This window comes from Bacillus sp. SG-1, from assembly GCF_000181495.1.
Taxonomy (GTDB): Bacteria; Bacillota; Bacilli; order Bacillales; family Bacillaceae_B; genus Rossellomorea.
In genome coordinates, this window is record NZ_ABCF01000087.1 from 1 (window position 1) to 9,562 (window position 9,562).

9 protein-coding genes and 1 other annotated feature are annotated in these 9,562 nt (G+C 41.5%); of the genes, 2 read left to right on the plus strand and 7 right to left on the minus strand.

Features of this window, described 5'->3' with window-relative positions:
• The 3 genes from miaA to BSG1_RS17550 all read right to left on the minus strand — a co-directional run.
• The coding region (gene miaA, locus BSG1_RS17540; protein WP_044023110.1) for a tRNA (adenosine(37)-N6)-dimethylallyltransferase MiaA at positions 1–661 on the minus strand (661 nt) is incomplete at its 3' end.
• Between the two features lie 878 nt (positions 662–1,539).
• Positions 1,540–2,106: an MFS transporter gene (locus BSG1_RS17545; RefSeq protein WP_006838539.1), complete on the minus strand. Its 567-nt coding sequence runs from the start codon at positions 2,104–2,106 to the stop codon at positions 1,540–1,542.
• Entirely contained in the window at positions 2,103–3,542 is a 1,440-nt protein-coding gene (locus BSG1_RS17550) for an FAD-binding oxidoreductase (protein ID WP_052302407.1), read from the minus strand. The genes BSG1_RS17545 and BSG1_RS17550 overlap by 4 nt, the downstream gene beginning before the upstream one ends.
• 354 nt (positions 3,543–3,896) lie before the next feature.
• On the opposite strand from BSG1_RS17550, the gene BSG1_RS17555 reads away from it, so the two are divergent.
• Positions 3,897–4,151 carry an alpha/beta-type small acid-soluble spore protein gene (locus BSG1_RS17555; RefSeq protein ID WP_044023112.1) on the plus strand — a complete coding sequence of 85 codons (255 nt, stop codon included), beginning with the start codon at positions 3,897–3,899 and terminating at the stop codon, positions 4,149–4,151.
• Positions 4,152–4,224: 73 nt separating this feature from the next.
• Here the strand turns inward: BSG1_RS17555 and BSG1_RS17560 are convergent, their stop codons facing one another.
• Positions 4,225–4,695 carry a GNAT family N-acetyltransferase gene (locus BSG1_RS17560; RefSeq protein ID WP_006838543.1) on the minus strand — a complete coding sequence of 157 codons (471 nt, stop codon included), beginning with the start codon at positions 4,693–4,695 and terminating at the stop codon, positions 4,225–4,227.
• A gap of 13 nt (positions 4,696–4,708) precedes the next feature.
• Positions 4,709–5,704, minus strand: a complete 996-nt coding sequence (locus BSG1_RS17565) for a tryptophan--tRNA ligase (RefSeq protein ID WP_006838544.1) — start codon at positions 5,702–5,704, stop codon at positions 4,709–4,711.
• Positions 5,705–5,873: 169 nt separating this feature from the next.
• Positions 5,874–6,110, minus strand: a binding site (T-box leader).
• A 131-nt stretch (positions 6,111–6,241) separates the two neighbouring features.
• Here BSG1_RS17565 and BSG1_RS17570 point away from each other — a divergent pair.
• Positions 6,242–6,577, plus strand: coding sequence for a DUF948 domain-containing protein (locus BSG1_RS17570; protein ID WP_006838546.1), 336 nt, complete (start codon positions 6,242–6,244; stop codon positions 6,575–6,577).
• A 183-nt stretch (positions 6,578–6,760) separates the two neighbouring features.
• On the opposite strand, the gene BSG1_RS17575 is transcribed toward BSG1_RS17570, so the two are convergent.
• Together BSG1_RS17575 and glpK are read right to left on the minus strand one after the other, a co-directional pair.
• The gene (locus BSG1_RS17575; RefSeq protein WP_044023113.1) at positions 6,761–8,422 is read right to left on the minus strand and encodes a glycerol-3-phosphate dehydrogenase/oxidase; all 1,662 of its coding nucleotides are present in this window, start codon (positions 8,420–8,422) and stop codon (positions 6,761–6,763) included.
• A 153-nt stretch (positions 8,423–8,575) separates the two neighbouring features.
• A partial coding sequence (glpK, locus tag BSG1_RS17580; RefSeq protein ID WP_044023114.1) for a glycerol kinase GlpK occupies positions 8,576–9,562 on the minus strand: 987 nt, incomplete at its 5' end.

Here is a 9,562-nt window from a genome sequence, read left to right on the forward strand (position 1 = left end):
GACCCTGCTTCATCATCAGGTCAACCCGGAAATCAATTCTGCTATACAAAAGTTCACGGGCCATTGTCAGGCCAATGATTGCAACATCATACAAAAGTTCATTTTGCTGATTTTCCTGATACTCTGTCATCGTTTTCCCTGTGCAATGATGAATTTCCAAAGCCCTAATGACTCTCCTGATGTTGTTTGGATGGATTGCGGCTGCCGATTGGGGATCAACAAGCTCCAGCCTTCTATGGATCTCTTCATTACCCAGGGCCTCAGCTTCTTGTTCCAGTTTCCTTCGATATTTTTCATCACCGGGAGCATCTGTAAATTGATAATCGTAAATTACCGATTGTATATATAAACCTGTACCCCCGACGATCATCGGAAGCTTTCCGCGGCTGCGGATCTCAGAGATTTTTTTCCTGACAAGCTCCTGAAATTCAGCTGCCGAAAAACTTTCTTCCGGTTCCCTTATATCAATGAGGTGGTGGGGAACACCCGCCATCTCTTCTTCATTTATCTTGGCTGTACCGATATCCATCGATTTATATATCTGCATGGAATCTCCACTGATGATTTCGCCATTAAACTGTTTAGCCAGATTTATGCTGGTTGCCGTCTTCCCGACAGCAGTAGGTCCTATTAGTACGACAAGTTTCTCTTTCTGATTCAAACGGCTCACTGCTTTCTATGTAAAAAGATAAGTTTACATATTATCGTACCATAAGAAATCATTTGTTACATATCAGAAGAGTATACCCAGCTTTAATTTTTTTATACATGAATCTTGATTAAAATGGTCCCGATGGCGTCGCGGCATCCTGGCTGGACATATTCTATTCTCTATTATGGTAATAGTCGTAAGTTCTCCACGTTTTTCTGCTAATCTTACCATTATAAATTCGACTTCCTTCTATAGTGGTACGTTTCTTCTTGAATCTTACCATTATAAAAACGGTTTCCCTGCTATAGTGGTACGTTTCTTCTTGAATCTTACCGTTATAGAACGGTTTCCCTGCTGTAGTGGTAGGTTTCTTCATGATTCTTACCGTTATAAAACGGTTTCGCTGCTGTAGGGGTACGTTTCTTCTTGAATCTTACCATTATAAAACGGTTTCGCTGCTGTAGGGGTACGTTTCTTCTTAAATCTTACCATTATAAAACGGTTTCGCTGCTGTAGGGGTACGTTTCTTCTTGAATCTTACCATTATAAAACGTTTCCCTTGCTTTAGTGGTACGTTTCTTCTTGAATCTTACCATTATAAAACGTTTCCCCTGCTGTAGGGGTACGTTTCTTCTTGAATTTTACCATTATAAAACCGGTTCCCTGCTGTAGTGGTACGTTTCTTCTTGAATCTTACCATTATAGAACGTTTTCCCTGCTGTAGGGGTATGTTTCTTCTTGAATCTTACCATTATAAAACGGTTTCGCTGCTGTAGTGGTACGTTTCGCTGGAGTTGGACAATACCTCCCGACAATTAGAAGATCGTAAATCTTCCGTTCCTGTCCTAAAGCGTCAAGCAGTGAAAATCACCGCAGCTTTACTAATATCAGGCCGAGACATCCTCTTCTGCTTTATGCACTTCTTTCTTTTGCTCAAAGAAAAGCAGAGCAATGCCGCTTCCTGCAAATAAAAATGAGCCGATATAGAAAATAAATGAGATGGTAAAGAAGTCGATTAACACGCCCGTTGCAAATACGGCAAAAGAGGCAAACAGGGATGTCCAGAAGTGATAGTGACCGATTTTTCTACCTGCTCCCTCTCCATGAAAGATTTCACCTGCCATGGTTTTTTCACACGTTTTTTGGACAGCACCTAAAAAACCCAAAGCCACTTGCATTACATAGACTCCTGTGAGGGTATCAACCTCAGGAATTAATAAGAAAAGGAAAGCCATTCCCCAGGCATACCCTATTAAGAATTTTCGGCTTCCGATTTTATCAGAAGCCGCCCCAATCCAACGGTGAAACAGCGCGGAACTGAGTGTAAACAATCCGTAAGCAAATCCAAAACTTGAAAAGTTAGACCCGATATTTTTTATGAACAGCAAGTAAAAAGGAAACGACACGGAGCCTGCCATTGTGGCAAGACTTTGCGACAGGATAAAGTATCTCATTGTCCATACACCTCGTAAAAATGATTCATGAACACTTCATTGGGATCAAGTTTTCTTTTGCTCTGGAAAAACTCTTCTGTACGGTGATAAGCTTTTTTCATTTGTTCCTTTGAAGGATAAGAGTAATACGGCAGATAGTAGCTCCCGCGGTGTTTCAATGTTACATCCACCATCTTTCTAATGATTCTTTCTGTATCCTCTTTGCCTTCGACTGATTTATCCTGGTTGATCAAAATGACCAGTGCAAACATATCCTCCTTGGAATAGGACAGTACCGCATCCTCGTTTTCTTCCACATACCGAATGGTGATATTGATCAGGTTTAGGTCTTCTTCATCCAATGCCTCTCTCAAGTCATCAATATAGTCCGTAAATTCCTCCACCGGAACAAAATACTCCTGCAATACGTCTGTGTCTTTGCTGCTTTCATATTCCATAAACTTGGATTCTGATCTCATCGCATTATTTCTTGTAATAAAATCGCCATCTTTATCTGCAAAATAAGTCTTCTGCATATCCCAAAAGATGTTCTTTCCCCAGTCAAATTCCCGGGAAACTCCCAGCATAAATTTAGAAACAAATGTCCCTTTTTCCTCATTCAACTCGTTATTTTCTTTCATTTTTCCCTGTTCTTCTGAAAGGATATAATCTGTTACATACATATCCTTTAAAAATGTGTCGGGTGCAGTTGAAATACGGGCAAGATGCATTTTGACATCAGGATTCCCTTTCACTTTCCTTTTGAAGAAATCACTGTATTCTTCATACGGCAGCTTTGTTGTTTTTATTTCATACAGTTCATCGTCCGTGAGCTGAAGTTCCACATCAAGGATGACACCGAATAAGCCATAACCTCCGATGACCAGTGGAAAGTACTCTTCGTTCTCAGTCCTGGAAACAGTAATGATCTCACCGTCATGTTTCAATAATCGGAAAGAGTTGACGGTCTCAATCAAGGAGCCATGCCGGATGTCCCTGCCGTGGACATTGACCGAAAGCGAACCTCCGATAGTAAAAATATTTTGTGACTGCATTACTTTTACTGCAAGACCATGTGGATTGGCCGCTTCTTGAACATCATTCCAAGTGGCACCGCTTTGAACACGAATAGTTTTCTTTTCAACATCAAGATCCAGCACTTTATTGTAGCTGGTCATATCCAAAACGACACTTCCCGGATAATAAGTATGTCCTCCCTGGCTATGCATTTTGCCGGCAATCGAAACCTTTAAGTTTTCCTGTACAGCTTCATTGACTGTCTTCACGATTTCTCGTTCTTCTGCTCCTTTGGATACTTGATCTATCTTCGTGGGCATCAGTCCCCCTATATCACTCACCGTATTTGCATCAGATTTCTCCTCTTCTTGAAATAGCGTAAAAAATGTCACACCATATCCAATAATAAAGAGAAGCAGGATTCCAAATTGCCTGGACATTTTCGTTTGCACATTTAGATTTCTCATTTTCAACACCCCATATTTACCAGATTACCCTTATTTTCCTTAGTGTAATTTTACACTAATAAAGATAAATTACAACATTTTTCTGATATATTTTTTTCTTATTCTCATAATAGTAATAGGCTGTTTTCTTATATATTGTTGCTTTCGGCAAAATTCTTAGTGCCGGATTTTCCCCTGGTTTTTTTCTCTTTGAACAGGGAGAGTAGCTCTTTTCTCTCTTGCTTACCATGTTATTCCTTGGATTATGGCCATATTTTTTTGTGAATCATATTAAATAGCAACAAAGTTTAAGAAATGAGCCTAGTAATACGCGAAAGGAAGGTTGATATGAGCAAAAATAAATTACTAGTCCCAGAATCGCGCAACGGTTTGAATACCATGAAAGCGAATTTATTTCATCAAAAAGACCCTTCTGCTGTTAAATTTGAAGTTGCAAACGAGCATGGAGTTTCCTTAAAGAATGGGTATAATGGTGAGTTGAGTTCCCGGGAAGCAGGAAAAGTTGGCGGACAAATAGGTGGCAGCATGGTAAAAGAAATGATTAGACTGGCTGAGGAGTCTTTAGCTAAGAAAGGTAAATAGGAGAACTGGAAGGAATAGAAACAGACCAAATCAATAGGATTTGGTCTGTGTTGTTAAGCATGATGAAACTTTATCATCTCGGATTAAGCGTGTAAGTCAAAATGGACTGCCAGCCTTTTCTCCCCATTAATTTTTTTCCATGGTCTTCAAAGCCTGATATGAGATAAAGAGATTTGGCCGCCAAGTTTCTCTCGTTTACAGCCAGCACAATTTCATCTGTTTCTGGAAAGTGATCCCTCGTAAATCCCGGCAGCCGATTCATGCCTTCTTTGGCATACCCTTTTCCCTGATGTATCTGATTGATAGAGAATGCCCTTAGCAGCAAGGCATTGGGGTTGGACGTGTATTCCCGGATTGCCTCCCCTTGGTGCAAGACGAAAAAACCCACTGCTTTTTCTTTATCAATCATCACAATTGGAAATCTGTTTTCATCTTTAACTGCCAACGCTTCTGCAGGCAAAGCTGTGAATTGGTGCTGTTCCTCAATTAATGAAAATGCATATACTTCCTCTTTGAACTTCTCATGATAAAATTGCAGTTGCATATCCTTCCCTCACTTAACAGCCTATCATTTCTTTTATTTTTCTAAGTTGAACAGACGCAATTTCCCTCGCTCTTTCAGCCCCTGCTGCAAGGATGCGATCAAGCTCTTCCTTATTATTCAGATAGTCGTAATATTTTTTGCGGGGGTCACTCAGCTCCCTGTTCATTACTTCAAACACTTCTTTCTTCACTTGCCCCCAGCCGATTCCTGTTTCGAATTTGTTTCTCATCGTTTCGGTTTCCGCAGAAGTTGCAAACTCCTTATAAAGAGTAAACAAAGATGAGTTTATCACTTGTTTTGGTTCCTCAGGAGGAGTTGAATCTGTCACAATTTTGTTGACCAGCTTTTTCAGGGCTTTTTCTTCAGAAAACAGCGGTATCGTATTGCCATAGCTTTTGCTCATTTTTCTTCCATCAAGCCCTGGAATGACAGCTGTTTCTTCTTCGATTACATATTGGGGCAGCTTGATGGCTTCTCCAAATGTACGGTTGAAATTTTCCGCTATATCCCTAGCTATCTCAACATGCTGAACTTGATCCTTTCCAACAGGTACCTTATCTGAGTTGAACAAAAGGATATCGGCTGCCATCAGGATCGGATACGTATATAATCCCATATTGACACCCGCATCGGGATCATTCCCTTCCTGATTGTTCTCCTCCACTTTGGCTTTATAAGCGTGTGCCCTGTTCATTAGGCCTTTCGGAGTCATGCAGGAAAGAATCCAATGAAGTTCGAGTATTTCGGGCACATCTGACTGCTTGTAGAATATGACCTTTTCAGGATCTAAACCAAGGGAAAGCCATGCCGCTGCGATTTCATACGTATACTCTTTGAATTGTTTGCGGTCCTGCACAGAATTCAATGCATGGTAATCTGCAATGAAGTAAATCCCTTGAGAGTTACTGTCCTTTGCCATCTGTAGTGCCGGTTTTATGGCACCGATATAATTTCCAAGATGTGGATGACCTGTCGGTTTTATGCCTGTTAATGCTGTTGGTCTTTCCATGATAATTCCTCCTAATTAGAAAAGCGTAGGCGTCCTGAACAGTGCTATTTGGCTGCATTTTTTAAAAATGAGTGTTGAAATGAGCTACAACGCAAGAAATGGACTTCTTAATTAACCAGGGTGCCTGAGTTAGACCTTAAAAATAAACACAAAAAGGGGCTCCTCATCCAAAAAGGACGAGAAACCCCGCGGTGCCACCTTCATTTATCCTAAAAACAGGATAATCTTTAAAAAGAGCGATTACAACTGCTCTTTATGTTCCTTTTAACGGTAGAACCTCTCCGCTGGCCTATTGTTTCAGCCTGGATGCTCTAAAGCCCATTCAACATGTTCCAACACTGATTCCCACCAGCCATCAGCTCTCTTCAGTCTTCCCATGCCTACTCTTCTTCTTCATCGCAAAATATTGTAAAATTTTGATTTTATTATAGCTCATATTGCTGGAAATGACAATCATCGTTTTATCAGCCGCATTAAGGGTAAATAGTATTTAGAGAAACTTTCAAATGGACAACAATAGCAATAGGAGGCCTAACCATGATCATTGTTTATTTGAGCATCGCGTTATTTGTCCTTTCCATCGCCTATCTCGGTTATGAAGGATTTAAGTTCATGAAAAAAACAAAGCCGACTTTGGATCATCTTAACAAAACAGTAGGGAGTATCCAGCAAAGAACTCAGTTACTGCAAGAGGAAACCAATGAACTTTCCACAAACAGCCAGGAACTTAAGGAAGATATCGATGAAAAGAAAGATAACATCCAATATACAGTCGGGGAAGTTAAGCAGCTTCCAAAGCCCGTTAAGAAGATATGGGAAAACAACTTCAAAAAGCCTGATGAAGGAAAGAACTATCGAACTTCTAATGGTTGATCATTAAAGGGTCTCATACTGTATGTATGAAACCCTTTTATTGTCTTATGGAAAGGTCATAAAGCATCTGAAATCGATACCGATAATTCAGATTTTAGCATAGTCCAGGTTTTGAAGCCTTTAATTTCTTGTTTTGGTTTTTACTCTTTACATATCTTAGTCCGTTTTACAGACGGGATACCCCTATTTTCCAACGGGAACCTGGGCATCCTTAATGGCATTGTCAAGTTCGGTTTGGTATTGCCTTTTGAGTTCCGGCTTCCAGTCAAGCAGAGCGGCCATCATTTCAACGACACTTTTTTTCCACCGCTTTACCCACTGAATATCAAAGAAGAGCTTGCCTGTTCTTCTCATAAAGAAATCGAGGGGTGTGACGGTCATTTCCTCATTGATGGAATACAACAGCATGGCGAAAATTTCAGCTGGCATTTCAAGGGAACTGGAGTTAGTTTTTTTATAGGAGTGTGCAATCTTAAATAACTCCTCTGCATTGGAGCCATATCGCTGTAAAAGCTCTCTTCCTGTTTCAACGCTTAGTCCGAATTGTTCGGCCTCCAAAGACTTTTCAGCTACATAGGAAAGAAATCCTGCCGAACCGCCGACTTCACCACCAGCTATGGGCATATGTCTTGTTTTAGATGCGGGAAAGCTTTCTTTCATTTCCTGCTTGAACCTTTTGGCGATCAGGTCTACGACATGCTCCGCCATTTTCCGATAACCGGTCAGTTTCCCGCCGGCTATCGTCACCAGGCCGCTTTCTCCTTCCCAGACTTCATCCTTCCTTGAGATTTCAGAAGGGTCTTTTCCATCTTCAAATATCAGCGGTCGGATTCCTGCCCAGCTGGATTCTACATCATTCTCTGTAACCTTCACTTCAGGGAACATATAATGTATGCAATCAATAAGATACGCGCGATCTTCCTCTGTCATTTTTGGATTTGATGTATCACCTTCAAAAAAAGTATCGGTGGTGCCTACATACGCCTTCCCTTCCCGGGGGATTGCAAAAACCATCCTGCCGTCCCTTGTATCAAAATAAACAGCCTGTTTCAACGGGAACTTTTTTTGGTCAACTACTATGTGAACCCCTTTTGTATGTCTGAGCTTTTTATTATTGATGGAGTAATCTTTTCTCCTGACCTCATCCACCCAGGGACCAGAAGCATTCACGACCTTTTCTGAACGGATATTAAAAATCTCTCCAGTCAACACATCCCTGGCTTGGATTCCCTTCACTTTTTCACTTTCATAAATGAACCTATCGGCTTTCAGATAATTGAGGGCCACGGTACCATGCTCGACAGCCTTTTTCATCACTTCAATTGTCAGCCGGGCATCATCTGTTCTGTATTCGACATAGTACCCGCCGCCCTTTAATCCTTTTCTTTTAATAAGGGGTTCCTTCCCGAGTGTGTTAGAAGCTGAAAGCATATTTCTTCTTTCAACTTTTTTCACACCGGCCAGGTAATCATAGACCCTTAAGCCTACGGAAGTACTGAACTTGCCAAAGGTCCCTCCTTTATGAATCGGCAGCAGCATCCATTCAGGTGTCGTAACATGTGGTCCATTTTCATAAACGACCTCTCTTTCCTTTCCCACTTCAGCCACCATTTTCACTTCAAACTGTTTTAAGTAACGCAGTCCTCCATGGACCAATTTAGTTGAACGACTCGATGTTCCTGCTGCAAAATCCTGCATTTCCGCTAAAGCGACCTTCATCCCCCGGGATGCTGCATCAAGAGCAATCCCCGCTCCTGTTATCCCGCCGCCTATCACGATAAGATCATACTGGTCTTGCTTTAATTTTTCTTTTATTTGGCCTCTTTGCAAGCTAGAAAAACTCATCCAGCATTCCCCCGTTTGTCATTTTGCTATAAAAAAAGAGACCGCGAACGAACATTATGGGTAATAGCATAATGTTGTCAGGTCTCTCTCAATTCTTCAGACAATTGTTAACACAACTTATAATATCACAATTTTCACACTTTCAGAAATCTTTCACTTAAAAACCATGGCTGCCTTCACAGCCTGTTTCCAGCCGCTGTATAGCTTGTCGATTTCCTCTTCATCCATGGATGGTTCAAACTTCTGATCCAAATTCCATTGAGCTGTGATTTCACTCGTATCTTTCCAGTACCCTACCGCCAATCCTGCGAGATAGGCTGCCCCAAGTGCGGTCGTTTCGTTCACTTTCGGCCGCTCTACTTCTGCAGCTAATATGTCACTTTGGAACTGCATCAGGAAGTTATTCTTTACTGCTCCTCCATCTACACGGAGTTTTTTTAGGGCTAAACCAGAATCTGCTTCCATAGCTGTAAGCACATCCTTCGTTTGGTAAGCAAGAGATTCAAGAACAGCACGGATAAAATGTTCCTTAGAAGTACCTCTCGTAAGACCAAAAACCGCGCCTCTTACATCGCTGTCCCAGTAAGGAGTACCCAGCCCGACAAACGCCGGCACGACATACACTCCATCATTCCCGTTCGTTTTCTCCGCATATTGCTCAGTCTCACCGGCATCTTTAATCATCCTCAGTCCATCCCGCAGCCATTGAATGGCCGATCCGGCAACAAATATGCTGCCTTCGAGAGCGTATTCAACCTTTCCGTTATATCCCCATGCTATCGTTGTCAAAAGTCCATGGTCTGATTTAACGGCCTTTTCGCCTGTATTCATCAGCATAAAACATCCTGTACCGTATGTGTTTTTTGCCATCCCTTGAGTGAAACATGCCTGGCCGAACAATGCAGCCTGCTGATCACCAGCCACCCCTGCTATCGGAACTTCCTGACCGAAGAAGTGATAAGGAGCCGTGCGACCATATATTTCAGAAGAAGGTTTGACTTCAGGCAGCATGTTTTCAGGCACCCCCAGAATTTCAAGGAGCTCTTCATCCCATTTTAATTCATAAATATTGTACATTAATGTCCGGGACGCATTTGAATAATCTGTCACATGAGATTTTCCTCCGGTAAGCTTCCAAAT